Genomic DNA, 17517 nt, shown 5'->3' on the forward strand with positions numbered 1-17517 from the left:
CTTTGAGGTAAATTCTTTACTTTGAACTCATGTCTAGAAAGTATTCGATTCTGATTTTCTTCCTGTTTTTAGCCAGCGCAGGCATCGCGTTTTCACAGGTACTGGAGGATAAAGTGTACTCGGAGCATATCCAGTCGGTGAGGTTGTTTCCTTTGGGATTGCAGCAAGACAGTCAGTTGGATGCGCCTGTGGTGGGCATCTCTGATTCCAGACCGTTGATGTTGCTCTTTGACGACGTTGCGTTCGACCCGGAGCAGTATTCTGCCAAATTGATTCATTGTGATGCCAACTGGGAAAAGTCCGGCCTTCGCGACAATGACTTTTCTTTGTCTTTTAACGAATACAATATCACGGAGTACAACTATTCCATCAATACCCGAATTCCCTACATCCATTATGCTTTTCCGGTTCCCCGGGTGACCAAATCGGGGAATTACATCCTGAAAGTCTACCGGAATCGGGACGAGAACGAGGTGATTCTGACCCGGCGATTCATGGTCTACGAAGAGCTGTTCACGGTAGGAGCGTCGGTAGTGCCGCCGACAGAGACGGAGGATCGAAGAGCCCTCCAGCAGATCAATGTGGTGGTTAACTATTCAAGGGTGGATTTGTCCGATCCCACCACTCAGGTGAAAGTCCTTATTAGACAAAATCAGCGCTGGGACAATGCTAAGCTACTGATCAAACCCACTTTCCTCAATCAAAATGCGAAGAGTATACGGTACGAGCCCTTTGACGGATCGAGTACGTTCCGGGCGGGGAATGAATTTAGGTTCGTGGATTTGAGGTTTATTCGGGCGACAGGGGTAAATGTCGCTGAAGTGAAGGTGGAGGAAACGGTGATTTTGGCGAGTGCACTCCCGGACAAACCGCGTCCGGGCGGAGTTTATTCCCAGTATCTGGATCTGAATGGACAATACATGGTGTATACCAATGATCGACCGGGAGGAAATCCAGAGGTTGAAAGTGAGTATATGTATACCACGTTTTATCTCGAAGCTGACCCCGGGCGGGATATCAGGATGCTTGGATCCTTGACAGGATGGGGCAACAGTCCAGAGTCTAAGATGAACTATGACCCAAAGACGGGACGATACAGCACGTCATTGCTGTTGAAGCAGGGCTGGTACGATTATCAATATGGTTTTGTGAGCGAGGACGGTTATGACTCCGACCCGATCGAAGGGAGTTTTTTTGAAACCGAAAATGAATATGAGGTTCTAGTGTACTACCGCGCCTTGGGATCCCGATACGATCAGCTGGTCGGATATGTGTACCTGCATCCAAACCGACGGAGGATTTGACAGATTTCTAATTCTCGCGAAATTCCACGTGAGACTGGGAAGGCCCAAGAGCGGCGTTTTAAGAAGGTCTTGTGCTAGCCTGAGAATGTATATAAAAGAAAAATCCTCTCGATTTGAGAGGATTTGATTTTTATTGCTCTTCGGAGGATTCTATTTCGCTTTCGCCTTCTTCAGAAGTTGGCGCAACATTTTGTCTCACACGATCAGTCGGCTTGTAGGGAACGAATCCCTCGCGCTTAAACTTGTAAGTTGTAGTGCGGTTTCCGGAAGGATGATTTGCGAGATCCAGCATTCCAAATCCTTTGTGGGTAAAAGCACCCAGTCCACACTTAAATACAAAATCCTGAACTTCAGGCGCTGCATAAAGTGTAAATGGAAGCGTATAGCCTCTCACCTCGTACTTCACATCCATATCATAGACGGCATAGATTCGAGCAAATTTCTTCTGCTGTTCCTTCAGTTTATTTACATAAACCATGTCAGGGACGACTTGGAACTTGAAGAATGATTCCATCTGCTCAGGCGTATACCAGCCTGACTTTTCCATACGGGTCAAGGTAGATTCGTACAGCAAATCGGAAAACTCATCGCTGTCTGGATTAATGAATCGCTTGCCGGCTTCTTCGTTGAAAGCCGGAGTGATCAACACCAGTGGGGAGATACATACGAATTTGTTGTTGGTCTCCAGCGTTGGCTCAGTTTCCAATTCGGTGTATTCCGGCGATAGGATCAGGTTGCCGAGTTCGATCTTTGGCGTAGCAAAAACCTGCTCCAGCAAGTAATCCATGAAGTCCTCGCTTTGAGACGAAAGGACGAGCGTCACCAAACTGGAATAATAATGCAAACCACTTCTACTCACTTTCGTCTGGCCTTTCAAACCAGAGAAATTGAAATAGTTGTAGTTGAAGAATTCTTCTCTTCCTCCTTTCACAATTACTCCTTTGAGAAATTGCGCCAGGATATACTGGTGATGAAAAGGCAAATAGGAGCCTTTGTTTTTAAGTGAAAATATAAGTCTGACTCTCACGGTGATTTAAAAATAAAATGAGACAAATGGTGAATTAAAATACTTACGTGTTTGGGTGTATAAGCAGGTGTCAAAAGTACAAATAAAATTCAAAAAAAGTCAAACGTTGAATCTAAAATGCATAATGTCTCCATCTTGGACTACATATTCTTTACCTTCAATTGCAATTTTCCCATTTTCACGGCAACCTGCTTCTGTCTTGAATTGCGTATAGTCCGCAAGCTTGATTACTTCCGCCTTGATAAATCCACGTTCAAAATCGGTGTGAATCACCCCCGCTGCCTGAGGCGCTTTCCATCCTCTTTTGATCGTCCAGGCCCGTACTTCCTGCACGCCCGCGGTAAAATAGGTGATCAAATCCAACAGGGTGTATGCCGCGGCAATCAACCGGTTCATACCGCTTTCTTCCAAACCATATTCGGAAAGGAACATGGCAATCTCATCGGCATCTTCAAATTCCGCGATCTGGGATTCCAACGCTGCGCAAAGTAGAATAACTTCCGCATTTTCTTCCTTCACTTTAGCTTTCAGCTGATCTACAAATTTGTTTCCGGTCGTGATACTCGCCTCGTCTACGTTGGCGACGTACAGCACCGGCTTGATGGTCAGCAAATGCAGATCTCTCACAGCTTCCAGCTCTTCTTTGTCGACTTCGATAGCGCGGGCATTCAATCCAGAGGTAAGTCCAGTCTTAAACCGATTGAGGATTTCAAGCTCAACTCTGGCCTTTGCATCACCTGCTTTTGCCACCTTTTCGGTCTTTTGAATCTTCTTTTCGACTGATTCCAGGTCCTTCAACTGTAGCTCGGTGTCGATGACTTCTTTGTCGAAGACTGGATCAACTCCGCCGGCGACGTGGACAATATTATCATCTTCAAAGCATCTGATGACGTGGATGATGGCATTTACTTCCCGGATGTTTGCCAAGAATTTGTTGCCGAGTCCTTCTCCTTTGGAAGCACCTTTTACCAATCCTGCAATGTCCACAAACTCGATAATAGTAGGCACGACACGCTGCGGATTGACCAGTCCTTCGAGGACCTGGAGCCTTTTGTCAGGCACTGAAACCACGCCTACATTTGGCTCGATCGTACAGAAAGGGAAGTTTGCTGCTTCTGCTTTGGCGCTTGACAGCGCATTAAACAAGGTAGACTTGCCCACATTTGGAAGTCCAACAATGCCACATTGTAATGCCATTAATTCGTTGCTTTAATTTTAAAGATTCGGTAGGACTTATACCCTTCATAAAACTCCATCACGGAGACTCTGAAGATGGTATAAACCGGAATTGCAAAGATCATCCCTACGATGCCGGCGATTTTTGCCCCGGCAAAGATAATAACAAATATCTCAAGGGGATGTGCCTTCACTGATTTGGAAAAAATCATTGGCTGAATGACCACGTTGTCAGTGAGTTGCACGACAGCAAATACTGATAAAATCTTGAAAAGAAAGTAGGTGTACTCCGCGTCGCTGGAAAATGTGCCTGTCGAGATACCCACCATGATCCCAAACGAAGCTCCCAAGATAGGGCCGGCATAAGGAATCAGGTTGGCGACGGCGGCAAACAGCGCGATTGTCAACGCATAGTCTACGCCCACAATGGTCAAACCTAAACTCGCGATCGAGAAAAGAAACAACATCTGGATCAGGAGGCCAAAGAGGTAATTGGAAAGTAGCTTCTCCACCTTGGTAAACGTGGCGACAGAAAGCTCGAAGTAGGCGTTTGGTATCAGGTTTAGCAGGTTTCTTCTCAACAGGCCATTTTCCAAAAGAAGAAAGAAAGTGATGAATGCCACAGCCATTGTGCCGATAATCAGACTGCTCGTCACATTGACAAATCCGCTGATAAAGCCACCAAAATCAAATGATTTAATGAAGGCGACGACGCTACTTTTCATCTCTTCAAAAAGAGACCCAGGTTTGTTTTCCAATAATTGATAACGGAAAAGCACCCGCTCCACGCGCTCTATAGGCTCCTGCACTTGCAGGTAGATCCCCTCCAGATCCATCTCGGACAGGATCACCAACTGGTTGTTGATCAAAGGCAAAAAAAGTAAACTCAACAAGAATATCAGCAGGATAATCGATGCATACGAAATCAGGATCGCTAACCATCGAGGGATGTGCTGTCTGACCAGGTGAAAGTCATTGAGCTGATTGGTAAGTGGGCGGAGTAGGGCGGCGATGACCAGCGACAGGATGAGATAGAGCGTGATATTGGAGAAATACCACCCGAACAATAGAAATGCTCCAATGAAAAGAATCAGGTAAATGAAAAATCGCTGCATAAAACAAAATACAAAATAAAAGGAGGCCAATGCCTCCTCGAATATACTTTATTCAACGGCGGATAAGCAATCGCTTATCCAATAGGAATTTACTCCCATTTGAGGTCATCGTTGACTTCGGTTTCTGCATCTTCATTTTCAAACTGTGCGAAATCAACTTCTGGCATCAGGTCGTTTTTCACATGATCCACGGCCTCATTGAGTGCATTGGCAAACTTGAAGAAGTCCTCCTTATAAAGAAAGATCTTATGCTTCTCGTACGTGAAGTTGTCGCCGTTCATCCGTCTTTTGCTCTCGGTGATCGTGATGTAGAAGTCGTTGGCGCGGGTAGACTTGACGTCAAAAAAATAGGTTCGTTTTCCTGCTTTTACTTTTTTTGAGAAAATTTCCTCTCTGTCATATCCTCGATTGTCTTCCACTGGGCTTCCGGATTTAGGTTTGGGGTTTTATAGATTTTAGTGATCTAAGATAAAGCAAAAGCAAAGTAGAAATCAAAGTGAGCTACTACTTTTTTTAGAAACTCCATATATAATAAACGCAAAGAGTTAAAAATCAGTAAAAAAGTATCGGGCTTAAATAAAAAAAGTGGCTTTCGCCACTCTTATTCTCCATGCATAAATGCCTTCTTGGCAAGCAATTCTTCTTCTGTTTCCGGATTGTCAGGATCGTCTACACAGCAGTCGACAGGACACACTGCAGCGCACTGAGGCTCCTCGTGAAAGCCGTTGCATTCGGTGCACTTTGCAGTCACGATGTAGTAAAATTCGTCCGACACCGGCTCTTGCTTTTCGCTGGCCGACACGACCGACCCGTCTTCAAGAGTGACTTCTTTCAGCGCGGTTCCACCGCCCCAGGTCCATTCGACCCCACCTTCGTAAATCGCTGTATTTGGACATTCAGGTTCGCATGCACCGCAGTTGATGCATTCGTCTGTAATCATTATAGCCATGGCTCAATCAATTTGAAGCCCAAAAGTACAATCTCATTAGCTGCAAGGCAATAAAAAGTTGTCATACTAATTAATTTAATTTTATTCTAAGCTGGGCCTCTTTTGATAACTTTGCCGCATGACAGCAGGATTATCGCCCCAAAACAGGACTCAAGTTTTCATAGACCTAGGCAATTTGCTCAGGAATTTGGATGCCGAGGAAAAGGAGACGCTGTTTCGAAGAGCTCATAATCAGAATACTTGGTTCACGCCGATTTCGATGGAGACCGCGCTTGCCGGCCTTTCCGCAATGTTGGCGAAAGAGACCTTGGAGCTTTGGCTCGCCAAGTACACTTTTCCGGAAAACACTGTCGCAAAAAAAGTCGGAATCTTGATGGCAGGAAATATTCCCGGCGTGGGATTTCACGATCTGATGTGTGTGCTGCTTTCCGGAAACATTGCCGTGGTGAAGTTGAGTTCTTCGGATTCTTTTTTCTCAAGTTGGTTGATAGACCGTCTCATCCAGCTGGAGCCGGAGTTGGGCGACTTCATCCAAATCGAGGAGATGCTGAAGGGTATGGATGCTTACATTGCGACGGGAAGCGACAATTCGGCTCGCTATTTCAATTATTATTTCGGGAAATATCCAAGTGTCATCCGGGCCAACCGGACTTCCGTAGCCATCTTGACCGGCGATGAGTCGGAAGCGGAGCTCGAAAAACTCGGATTAGATATATTCCTCTACTTTGGGCTGGGATGCAGAAATGTGTCAAAGATTTTTGTGAAAAATGCAGCCCAACTTACGCATCTATTGGACATCTTGGAAAGGTATAGCTGGGTTGCCCAAAATCATAAATATGTCAATAACTACGAGTACAACAAATCTATCTATCTGGTCAATCGTGAGCCCCATCTTGATAATGGTTTTTTGATCCTGAAGGAAAGCAACGAGCTCGTTTCTCCTATCGCAGTACTGTTTTACGAGATCTACGAAGATCAGGAAGCGCTCCTCCAAACGCTGGATGCGAGCGCGTCTAAAATCCAGTGCGTAGTGGCTGATCCGCAAAAAGTGCCGGGTGCTATTGCATTCGGGGAGGCGCAGCGTCCCGCGCCTTGGGACTATGCGGACAACGTGGACACTCTGAACTTTCTATTGGGGCTGAATTAGGAAGGCGATTCAGGCGGGTCGATTTTTGGGAGGGTAATGCAGAATTTTGTGCCCTCACCGATGGTGGAGTTGATAGTCAGCGTGCCGCCGTTTTTGGCGATATATTCCCTCACCAGCAGCAATCCAAGGCCTGTGCCGCTTTCGTTGGATTGGCCTCGGGTAGAAAATGAAACTCCTTCATTGAGTTTTTTCAGATTTTCTTCCGAAATGCCAACTCCATAATCCCGTACACACAGTTTCAATTTGTCCTTCTGCTCTTCACACGAAATCAACACCTTGGAGTCGGAGTTTGAAAACTTGATGGCATTAGAAATCAGATTTCTGAGGATAAGCTCCAGCATGTTTTTATCAGCGTTTATCCAGGTGTTTTCAAATCCCTGAAGCTCCAGAACGATTGATTTTTCACGTGCGATCCGGTCTAAGAGATTTTTTTGGCTTTGGATCAATTTGTTAAGGTCCAACACTTGCGGCTGGATGTATTCTCCCCGAAGCTGTGAACTGGTCCAGGCCAAAAGGTTCTCCAACAGGATGGCTACGTGTTCCATGTTTTTGGAGATCTCAGGCAGCATCTCCAGAAATTCATCTTCGGTCACGATCCCGTTTTGGGTTAGGTGAATCAGCTCCTTGACTCCGAAGACGGGCCCTTTGAGATCATGGGAGATGATGCTGAAAAACTTATCCTTCAGATCGTTTAATTGCTGAAGCTCGGCAGCCTGTTTTTTTAATTGCTCGTTTTTTTGGATTTGTTCTGTGATGTTTTCAAACAACAGTAACACACCCGAAACGATGGCTTTGTTTTCAGAAATCGGAACGGATTCAATCTTCAAATCCCAAGCGTCATTCCCGTTTGAGATTTGACATTGGAGGAATTGATGTTCTTGCTGCAGCAAGAGCTCCATAATCTCGGGTTTTGATTCAAAGAGCTGTTCTGCGGAACGGCCGATTTTCAAGTTTTCGGGATTTTCCCAAAAAGTTTTAGCAACCCGATTGAAGTCTACAATCTTGAGTCGATGATCGAAGATAATCACTCCCCGTGTCATGATTTCGAGGATTTTTTCGCGGGCGACTGGTTTCAAATCGAACAAATTGAACCTTAGGATCGCAATCGAAATCAGCAAGTAGGTGAATAGGAACGCGTAAGGAGTCGCATCCAGTCCCTCGAAAGGCTTGAGCCAGGAGAACTGATATAAAATATTGATAATCAGTGGAAAGAGCCCAGCTAGGATTAATAGACGGGTCTGGCGACGGAAGTGTATGTTGGCATGTTGGAATCTCTTCCAGAGAATGAATGTGCCAACAAAATAGAAAGCGTAGGCATAAGCAACCTGAACTGGGTACCAGATCCCTTTCTCTATTCCCAGAATGGGAAAAGGGCCGCTAGTGATCAGCCAGTTGCTTTGATAGTGCAGATGGTGCCAAGAATTTGTCAGGACCATCAGGTGGGTTAGCACAGGTAAAAAGAGAATGCTTGGATAAATCCACGGTTTCCTGGAGGTGTCGTACTCTGTGTATTTCAAGGAAAAGATGACCCAAAATGCCGGCGCCAAGACCAAGCCTATGTATTGCACTTTGCTCCAAATGAGCATGTCCTCGACTGTCTGAACGGTCAGCTCCACCCCGTAAAAGAAGCCCCAAACGGAAATCGACAGCATGGTGAATGCGATCCATCTGACGGAATCTTCCAGTTTCAGGCCGATGTAGACAGAAAGTCCCCCCACCATCAAACTGGAAATGATCAGGGTTAAAGCGTACGGGTTTAATACGAATTCCATGAAAATTACTGGCTGCCGCCCGATGTTTTGGACAAGGGCAAGGGTTTGTCAAATCAATATTAAATGATTTAATCTAGCTTTAGAAACTTCGTTGAATTCAGCGGCAAATTTTGTTTTGATCTCCCGGAGCTGGATCAAAGCGCTGGCCGGACTTTACTTTTTTGATGGGATATGGGGAAAGCCTGTGACGGCCGCCGGCTTGATTTTATCTTTTGGTAAATTGGTCTGATTGTTTCATGTCGAAAAGAGAAAGTAAAACCTCACAGAGTCCTTGGAAGCCGGATGTTACGTTAATTACTTGGCTAATACTGTGAATACAGATCACATTCAGTTACCTTTTTTGAGGGCTTTTTCCTATATTCGCGTTCGAAAAATCGAACCTAATATCCACATAAATATCCAAAACAATGGCTTTTGATATCGAGATGATCAAAGAGGTGTATGCCCGGTTTCCCGAGCGTATCGCTGCAGCAAGAAAAGTTGTGGGACGACCACTTACTTTGACCGAAAAAATCCTTTATGCTCACTTGACCGAAGGTCCTGCTTCTCAAGCATATAAAAGAGGTGCTTCTTACGTCGACTTTCAGCCAGATCGAGTAGCCATGCAAGATGCAACTGCTCAGATGGCATTGTTGCAATTTATGCAGGCCGGCCGTGACCAGGTGGCTGTTCCCTCGACTGTTCACTGCGATCACCTGATCCAAGCTGAAATCGGTGCTGAAAAAGATCTAAGCAAGGCCAAGGATAAAAACAGAGAGGTCTACGACTTTTTGGCTTCTGTATCCAATAAATACGGCATTGGCTTCTGGAAACCGGGAGCAGGGATTATTCACCAGGTAGTTTTGGAAAATTATGCATTCCCTGGCGGAATGATGATCGGAACGGATTCTCATACTCCAAATGCCGGCGGTCTGGGAATGATTGCAATCGGTGTCGGTGGAGCAGATGCATGCGACGTGATGGCTGGACTGGCTTGGGAGCTGAAATTCCCAAAGCTGATCGGTGTGAAGCTTACCGGTAAGATGTCGGGCTGGACCTCTGCCAAAGACGTGATCTTGAAAGTGGCCGGTATCCTGACTGTGAAAGGTGGGACCGGAGCTATTGTAGAATATTTTGGTGAAGGAGCCCGCTCTCTTTCCGCGACAGGAAAAGGCACCATTTGTAACATGGGTGCTGAGATTGGTGCGACGACTTCTATTTTCGGTTATGATCAGAAATCTGCAGCCTACTTCCAAGGAACTGGCCGTGCGGATGTAGCAGCGATGGCGGATGCGATTGCTGAGCATTTGACCGGTGATGTAGAGGTGTATGAGCAGCCGGAAAAATATTTCGACCAAGTGATCGAAATCAATCTTTCCGAACTCGAACCGCATGTCAACGGCCCATTCACGCCAGATTTGGCTTGGCCGATTTCCAAATTTGCAGCAGCAGTCAAAGAAAACGGCTGGCCGGCAAAGTTGGACGTGGGATTGATCGGATCTTGCACCAACTCGTCTTATGAGGATATCTCCAGAGCAGCATCGCTGGCTCAGCAGGCAGTAGATAAAAAACTGGTTGCGAAATCTGAGTATACCATCACTCCGGGTTCTGAGCAAGTTCGCTTCACGGTAGAGCGCGATGGCTTCCTGGACACCTTCGGGAAGATGGGCGGAGTCGTATTGGCCAATGCTTGCGGACCTTGCATCGGTCAGTGGGCGCGTCATGGCGCTGAGAAGCAGGAGAAAAACTCTATCATCACTTCCTTCAACAGAAACTTTGCGAAGCGTGCTGATGGTAATCCAAATACCCACGCATTTGTGGCTTCTCCGGAGATCGTCACAGCTTTGGCGATTGCCGGTGATTTGACGTTCAATCCCCTCATCGATACCCTGACAAACTCCGAAGGCAACGCTGTAAAACTGGATGAGCCAACTGGATTGGAGCTTCCAACCAAGGGATTTGCTGTAGAAGACGCGGGCTATCAAGCTCCTGCAGAGGACGGTTCCCAAGTGAATGTCCTCGTAGATCCTGCCTCAGACCGCCTTCAATTGCTTGCGTCCTTCCCGGCTTGGGAGGGCACGGACCTCAAAGGCTTGAAGCTTTTGATCAAAGCCAAAGGCAAGTGTACGACTGACCATATCTCTATGGCAGGACCTTGGCTGAAGTTTAGAGGTCACTTGGACAATATCTCCAACAACATGCTGATCGGCGCGGTGAACTATTACAACGACTCGACCAACGCTGTCAAAAATCAGCTGACTGGCGAATACGGTGAAGTGCCTGCGACTCAACGGTACTACAAGGCGCAGGGAATCGGTTCTATCGTCGTAGGTGATGAAAACTACGGAGAAGGATCTTCCCGGGAACACGCTGCAATGGAACCAAGATTCTTGGGAGTTCGCGCGATCTTGGTGAAGTCTTTTGCCCGTATCCACGAGACCAACTTGAAGAAGCAGGGGATGCTGGGATTGACTTTCGCAAATCCATCAGACTACGATCTGATTCAGGAGGATGACTCCATCGACATCTTGGGCTTGACCACATTTGAACCGGGTAAGCCACTGCAGATCGTGCTGAACCACAAAGACGGAAGCAGCGACACCATCTTGGCCAATCATACTTATAATGAAGGTCAGATCGAATGGTTCAAGGCAGGCGCTGCGTTGAACTTGATCAAGGCTCAAGCCTAATATCTTTAATTATCAATCTTTCAAAAGCCGTGACTCTGGTAGTTGCGGCTTTTATTATTTCCTATGAGAAGATCTTTATACTTTATTTTGCTGCTATTGAGTTTTGTTCTGGTTTTCAACCCCGGATTTGCTCAAAATGAATCGGACGAGCGAGCTCTTATCAATGTCGACAAAGGAATCAGTATTTCTAAGGATTCCCTTTTTCTGCTCAACCTCCGTTTTAGAATGCAAAACAGGTTTGGACTGAGATCCGAAAGTGGAGAAGACCTGTCCATCGAGCAGACAGATTTCAGGGTAAGGAGGTTGCGATTACGGTTTGATGGCTATGTTCTCAGTCCTCGTATACAATACTATATCCAATTGGGCTTTTCCAAAGCGGATTTGGATCTGGAAAGTGGAGACTACGCCCAGCCAATCAGAGATGCTTTGATTTACTATTATTTCACCGACAATCTCTATGTGGGCTTCGGTCAAGGGAAACTTCCGGGCAACCGGGAGCGGGTCGTTAGCTCCGGAAATTTGCAGTTTTCCGACCGGTCTCTGGCAAACGGTACTTTCACGCTAGATCGTGATTTTGGTTTTTTTGGCTACTATACGATTCCTACTAAGGGGCGGGCAAACTATCAAATCAAAGCCGCAATAAACACAGGAGAGGGCAGGAATCCCTCCCCGGGCGATGCCGGGCTGAGCTATACCGGAAGATTTGAATACCTGCCATTCGGCAAATTTGTAAATTCAGGAGACTATTCTGAAGGTGATTTGGAGTTTGAAACCACTCCTAAGCTTTCAATTGGAGCCTCCTACAATTACAACGACGAGGCAGTGCGGGCGCGGGGGCAACTGGGATCACACCTATGTGAGGCCAGGGATTTGCAGGTCTTTATTGCGGACGCGATGTTTAAATACATGGGGTGGGCGATGATGGCTGAGTATTTTCAGCGCACTGCAGCGAATCCGCTGACACACAACGAGGCCGGCGATACCAAAGCCGTCTGGGTGGGCAAAGGGAACAACATCCATCTCAGCCGGATGATCTCCCGGAAGTCCGAATTGGCTCTGAGATATTCTTCAGTTCGTCCTGATCAAGAGATTGAGATGTATGAACACCGCGCAGAAGAAACCGCACTTGGCTATACGCGATACATCAACGGTCACCGGATCAAAATCCAGGGGAATCTGGGCTACGCATGGGCTGATGATGAGATCGAACTGGTAAATACTGCGAACTTTTGGTTTGCTACATTCCAAGTGGAGTTTGGGATATGATTTTTTTGCAGAAAAATGTATTTATAATAGATTAAACTTGTCACGAAATACAAATTGCTGTATGTTTACAGTCTGAGTATGATCGAGTCGATCATTTCGCTGGTGAACACGAAGGCAATTTCTATTCGATGCAAGACAAGGGAATAAACAGTACGTTTAAAAAGATCATTTACGAGTCATCGGAGATGGTCTTTCTTGCTGACGATTCCTATCCGTATTCGGTCTTTTACGCCAATGAGTCCTTTGAGGACCAGATCGGCGAGACCCTGAAAGATAGGTCGTTGGTAGGTATGGGGCTGGATATCAATGCTTATATCTTTAAAGAGGAGCTGATTCTTTCCCACGACAAAAAAGACTACTCCTTTAAGCTCGAATTGCCGCAGGACAGTGGCTCCAACTATTTCCTTTTCTACAAAGGGAAGGAAATAAAAACGCACGGGCTGCCTAGCAAAAAAGAAACCTACCAGTTTTTCACCTCCAAACTAGATCTGATCGGTATCGGCAAATCCGATCACCTTACCTACCTGAGTCCGACGGCTTTGCCCATGCTCGGATACGGCTCGGAGGAATTGCTCAATACGAATCTTTGTCCGCTGATTCACCCGGAGGATTTGACAAAGCTCCAAGAAATCTGGAAGTCACATCAGAAGAGTCAGGAAGTAGCCCTTTTTGAATTTAGGTTTGCGGGAAAGGACGGCAGCTACCGTCACTTAGAATGCTCACTTCAGTTTAGTCCCGAAACCTTCTTTATCATCGCCCGGGATATTTCCCATCGGGTCATCAGACAGGCGAACGACAAAAGACTCCTCGCCCTTAGAGAGAAAACACCTGAATTGTCCAAAACGGGCACTTGGAAATTGGATCTGGGGTCAAGACAATTGAAACTTGAGACTGGTGCTGAGCACATTTTGTCAGACTTGCTGGGTGAAAATTATGAAATAGATCGAATCGAGGAGTTGTTTTTGGTTCAGATCGGTGACTTGGTCTCTTCTTTGAACGACTCTAAATCTGAATTCGAAGGCGTTCTAAAGATTTCAGATGAGCGAGAAGTTGGTTTTTCAGCCTTTCTTCCTGAAGCGAGCCCTGGAGAAATTTGGGGAATAATCTCGGATGGCAGACAGCGACAAGCGCTTCAAGATGAGCTGGAAATGCACCGAAATCTCTGGACGGAAGGCCCAGAACCCACGATGATTGTAGAGCCGGACGGCACCGTTTTTCTTGCCAACAAAGAGGTAAATAACCTTTTTGGGTTGGATTACACCGAGCGGATTGCCCATTTGGAGGATTTGAAGGTGTATTTTGCAGAGTCAAATCGTTGGTTTGAATGGGTCGGCGCAGCGCCCACTGACCGCTCCGTTCATCGCTATTCGACTCATTTGATTCATGAAGACGGGAAGAAGCTGAGCTTGGAAGTCGCTTCCCGAAAGGTCGAAATCAATCAGAAATCCTACGCTATTCTTGCTTTCAGGAATATTTCGGAGCGGGTCAATCTGGAGAAGAAGGTAGAAGCCAGCAGCGATTTTCTGATGAATCTGACCGAGCAGGTGCCAGGGGGGCTATATCAGCTGGTGTTGGATGCCGAAGGCCAAATGAATTTCTCTTTCCTTTCGAAAGGAATCAGTGCTGTCCTGGGACTTTCTCCAGAAGACATTCATCAGTTTACTGATATTTCGGCTGCGATTTCCAAAGTACATCCTCAAGATTTGCCATTAGTCATCATGTCCTCTGTGGCTTCAGCGCGGAAGATGGAGCCTTGGCAATGTCAATTCCGAGTAAAGTCAGGAGTCAATAGTCAGGAGTACCGCTGGGTACTCGGTGCCGCGAGGCCTCAGGCTTTGGCGACCGGAGAGATGGTGTGGTACGGATATCTGACCGACATTTCGAAGCAAAAGGAATTTGAAGCGAAGCTCGACGAGGCCCGACTGGCTGCCGAGAAAGCAAACCAGATCAAGTCAGACTTCTTGTCGATGATCAGTCACGAACTGCGGACACCACTGAATGCGATTTCGGGGTCGGTGTATTCACTTTTTCAGGAGAATCCTACAGAAAGTCAGCAGTCGGCGCTTAGCACGATCAATTTTGCAGTCGACAACCTGATCATCATGATCAATGACTTACTCGACTTTCAGAAAATTGAGGCTGGTAAATTAACCATCGAAAGCAATCCACTGAACTTGAAGCAAGTGGTGGAGCAGGTGATGAAGGGCCTTTCGTTCCATGCGAATGACAGCAAAAACAAGCTGGAGCTGCATCTCTCGGAGGGACTCGATATCTATGTCAAAGGTGACAAAACCCGTCTTTCGCAAGTGCTCAATAATTTGATCACCAATGCGCTCAAGTTTACACACGAAGGAAATGTCGAAGTAAGGATAGACCTGTTGAGCCAAGTCAAGGACAAAGTCCGGGTATATTTCTCGATTAAGGACACAGGAATTGGCATTGCCAGGGAGAATCAGGAGAAAATCTTCAACGACTTCGACCAGGTGAAGCCTACCTTTAATTCCAAATACGGTGGGACCGGCCTTGGATTGTCGATCACTCGAAAGTTGCTCAAGCTCATGGGTGGCACTATCCAACTGGAGTCCGAAGTTGGTAAAGGCAGTCGATTCTATTTTGAGCTGGAGTTTGATCGTACGCAGGTCGAGCATATCCCGGCGGCGACCAATGGGCACTTTTCCAGAACATTTGATGCCCTTCATCTGCTGATGGCTGAGGACAACGAGGTAAACGCACTTGTGCTGGGCAAGATTATCAAGAAGTGGGGCTACACCTACCATCGCGTTCACGACGGGAAGGAAGCAGTAGATGCAGCCCGAGACGGCAAATACGACTGCATCCTGATGGATATTCAGATGCCGGTGATGGATGGCTTTGAAGCCACTTTGGAGATCAAAAAGTTCTCCGATACGCCGATCATCGCACTGACCGCCGCCGCCAAACTCGAAATCATGGAACGGATCGATGAGTGCGAGTTTGAGGGTTTTGTGGCCAAGCCGATCGACGCCAACGAGCTACTCAAGAAAGTGAAAGAAGTGACCGCTCACGGAAGCTATAGAGCCTGAGCTTTGGCGTAGTATTCCTGCACCAATTCCATGTCAGGATATTTTTTGGCGAGGTCTTCGAGGTAGCTCAGCGCTGAGATTTTGTCGCCCTTCAGGACATAATAAATCCCCTTATTTCGCATCGCAAACGGATTTTTGGAATCCATCTGAATGCTCTGATTGATGAGGTCAAGGCCTTCCTCTGGCTTGTCCAGAAACAGAAGATACAGCCCCTTGTTGTTGTAGAAATAAGCCTGCTCGTTGTCCAGCGCGATTGCTTTGTCCACCGATTCCAAAGCTCCGTTGAGGTCTTTTTCCTCAAAAAGAATCATCGACCTTAGGTTATGGAGATTGGGTTCAGCGGGATTGATTGCTTCAGCCCGATGGAGGATTTCATTTGCTCTGCTGTATTCTTTTTGGTAGAAAAGGATCGTGGCCTGATTGACCATCAGGTCAGAATTGCTGGGGTCGATAGCGGATGCCTTTTCGAAGGCTTGTAGAGCTTCGGGATAGTTCTTGAGTTTTTCCTGACTCAGTCCTGCAAGAAAGTGAGACTTCCAGTTGTTCGGGTCAAGCGAGAGGAGACGATCCGCGTCTTCTTCGGCTTTGTAGAATTCGCCGTTGTCCAGGTAGCTGAGCCCTCTTTGGAAGATCGCTTCGAAATAGTCCGGACGAAACTGAATCGCTTTGCTCAAATCTAGAATCGACTCCTCAATTTGATTCAGTTGAAGATGAGCCATTGCTTTGTTGAAGTAGGCGTCGGAATAGGTCGAGTCCAGGGCGATTGCTTCCTGATAAAAGCCCATCGCGGACTTGGGGTCATTTTCCTCCAGCTTTTCATTTCCTTTGAGAAGGAATCGGCCTTTTTTGTCTTCCAAGCTGTCGCAGCTTGAGATTATAAAAATGATTGCACAGGTAACTCCAAGCTTAAGTAGTGTCGTCTGTTTTCTCATTTGCTGTAATGAATTCATTCTCGTCTTTTTCTTCACCCAAAAGTAAGGCAAAAGGCTTGGTGTGCTCCGAAAGAGCAAATATTTCTCGCAAAATCGCCATTGCCGGGATCACCAAAATCATACCGGCGATCCCCCAGATCGAGGCCCCGACCAGCAGTCCCAGAAATGTAATGAAGGCATTGAGATTGACATTGCCGCCGACGATTTTCGGGGTCAGGAGATTCCCTTCCAAGATCTGGATGACCTGATAGGCTCCAAAGATAAGCGCTGGATAGAGTATGCTATCCATGGTCAAAAAGGAGTAAATCATTGGCAACATCACTCCGATCAACGGACCGACGTAAGGGATAATATTCAGTATCGCGCCGATCACCCCAAAGAAGATCGCATGCTTCACGCCAATGATCGAATAGGCCGTAATATTCAAAATCGCCAGAATCACCATCACCTTGCCGACGCCCACGATGTAATTCTGAACGAGTTTTCGCAGGTTGGTAATCCTCATATTCACCAAAGCAGAGTCCCTGTCCCGGTAGATCATCACCATCATTTTGGTCAAATGATCCCGGTAGAGCAGAAGAAAAAACATAAAAATCGGAATCAATACCAAGCCCGTGAGCGAGCCGATCGAATTCAAAGCGAATGCCGAGATGCTTTTGCTGTTCTCGTTCAGCATAGTTACGAGGTAGTCCGTTTCTACCTTTTCTGCGAGGTTTTCGTTAAGTCCGAAATTCTCAAAGGTCCATGTGTCAATCTCCTGTGCCATGGTCACCAATCTTCCGGATACATCATCAAAATCCTTGGTAAAATTCACCACGTTGCTGATAATGAAACTGATCAATCCCACAACGAGCGTCATCATCACCAAAAGTGAAAGGACACAGGTGACCGCCCTCGGTACTTTGTATTTCTCCAGAAAATTACTGAACGGAGTCAGGAGAACCGCAAAAAATCCCCCCATAAAAAGCGGTATCAACAGGCTCTTTCCGATAATCAGAAAGAAGACCAGGACAATAATGAATATCATCACCGTCAGTGCTTTCAAATAGGGTGGAAGGTAAAAGAGCGGTTGTCTCATAGTGTTGGATTAATTGTAAG

13 protein-coding genes are annotated in these 17517 nt (G+C 46.5%); 5 read left to right on the forward strand and 8 right to left on the reverse strand.

What is annotated here, in order from left to right; genetic code table 11:
- Positions 1 to 29: 29 nt before the first annotated feature.
- Entirely contained in the window at positions 30 to 1304 is a 1275-nt protein-coding gene (locus tag G459_RS0102070) for a type IX secretion system plug protein (RefSeq protein ID WP_035454893.1), read from the forward strand.
- Between the two features lie 130 nt (positions 1305 to 1434).
- Here the strand turns inward: G459_RS0102070 and cas6 are convergent, their stop codons facing one another.
- From cas6 to G459_RS0102095, 5 genes are all read right to left on the reverse strand, one after another.
- On the reverse strand, positions 1435 to 2331 hold the full coding sequence (gene cas6, locus G459_RS0102075) for a CRISPR-associated endoribonuclease Cas6 (RefSeq protein ID WP_026966149.1): 897 nt from the start codon (positions 2329 to 2331) through the stop codon (positions 1435 to 1437).
- A gap of 99 nt (positions 2332 to 2430) precedes the next feature.
- Positions 2431 to 3528 carry a redox-regulated ATPase YchF gene (gene ychF / locus G459_RS0102080; RefSeq protein ID WP_026966150.1) on the reverse strand — a complete coding sequence of 366 codons (1098 nt, stop codon included), beginning with the start codon at positions 3526 to 3528 and terminating at the stop codon, positions 2431 to 2433.
- On the reverse strand, positions 3528 to 4622 hold the full coding sequence (locus tag G459_RS0102085) for an AI-2E family transporter (RefSeq protein WP_026966151.1): 1095 nt from the start codon (positions 4620 to 4622) through the stop codon (positions 3528 to 3530). Before G459_RS0102085 ends, ychF begins: the two co-directional genes overlap by 1 nt.
- 89 nt (positions 4623 to 4711) lie before the next feature.
- On the reverse strand, positions 4712 to 5041 hold the full coding sequence (locus tag G459_RS0102090; RefSeq protein WP_026966152.1) for a DUF3276 family protein: 330 nt from the start codon (positions 5039 to 5041) through the stop codon (positions 4712 to 4714).
- A 182-nt stretch (positions 5042 to 5223) separates the two neighbouring features.
- Positions 5224 to 5571 carry a 4Fe-4S binding protein gene (locus G459_RS0102095; protein WP_026966153.1) on the reverse strand — a complete coding sequence of 116 codons (348 nt, stop codon included), beginning with the start codon at positions 5569 to 5571 and terminating at the stop codon, positions 5224 to 5226.
- 118 nt (positions 5572 to 5689) lie between these two features.
- Here G459_RS0102095 and G459_RS0102100 point away from each other — a divergent pair, with 118 nt between their 5' ends.
- A complete protein-coding gene (locus tag G459_RS0102100) occupies positions 5690 to 6718 on the forward strand; it encodes an acyl-CoA reductase (protein WP_026966154.1) in 1029 nt (342 codons plus the stop codon).
- Here G459_RS0102100 and G459_RS0102105 read toward each other — a convergent pair.
- A complete protein-coding gene (locus tag G459_RS0102105) occupies positions 6715 to 8490 on the reverse strand; it encodes a sensor histidine kinase (RefSeq protein ID WP_051315033.1) in 1776 nt (591 codons plus the stop codon). The two genes, G459_RS0102100 and G459_RS0102105, sit on opposite strands and share 4 nt — an antisense overlap.
- 407 nt (positions 8491 to 8897) lie before the next feature.
- Between G459_RS0102105 and G459_RS0102115 the strand changes: the two genes are divergently transcribed.
- The 3 genes from G459_RS0102115 (at position 8898) to G459_RS0102125 (ending at position 15487) form a co-directional block, all read left to right on the forward strand.
- Positions 8898 to 11159 (forward strand): aconitate hydratase, encoded by a 2262-nt coding sequence (locus tag G459_RS0102115; protein WP_026966156.1) that lies wholly within the window; start codon positions 8898 to 8900, stop codon positions 11157 to 11159.
- 63 nt (positions 11160 to 11222) lie between these two features.
- Positions 11223 to 12425 (forward strand): porin, encoded by a 1203-nt coding sequence (locus tag G459_RS0102120; protein WP_035454896.1) that lies wholly within the window; start codon positions 11223 to 11225, stop codon positions 12423 to 12425.
- A 128-nt stretch (positions 12426 to 12553) separates the two neighbouring features.
- Positions 12554 to 15487, forward strand: coding sequence for an ATP-binding protein (locus tag G459_RS0102125; protein ID WP_026966158.1), 2934 nt, complete (start codon positions 12554 to 12556; stop codon positions 15485 to 15487).
- Here the strand turns inward: G459_RS0102125 and G459_RS0102130 are convergent.
- Together G459_RS0102130 and G459_RS0102135 are read right to left on the reverse strand one after the other, a co-directional pair.
- Positions 15475 to 16419 (reverse strand): tetratricopeptide repeat protein, encoded by a 945-nt coding sequence (locus tag G459_RS0102130; protein WP_026966159.1) that lies wholly within the window; start codon positions 16417 to 16419, stop codon positions 15475 to 15477. The genes G459_RS0102125 and G459_RS0102130 overlap by 13 nt on opposite strands.
- The gene (locus G459_RS0102135; RefSeq protein ID WP_026966160.1) at positions 16394 to 17497 is read right to left on the reverse strand and encodes an AI-2E family transporter; all 1104 of its coding nucleotides are present in this window, start codon (positions 17495 to 17497) and stop codon (positions 16394 to 16396) included. Before G459_RS0102135 ends, G459_RS0102130 begins: the two co-directional genes overlap by 26 nt.
- Between the last annotated feature and the right edge of the window lie 20 nt (positions 17498 to 17517).

It is taken from the genome of Algoriphagus terrigena DSM 22685, assembly GCF_000429445.1.
Lineage (GTDB): Bacteria > Bacteroidota > Bacteroidia > Cytophagales > Cyclobacteriaceae > Algoriphagus > Algoriphagus terrigena.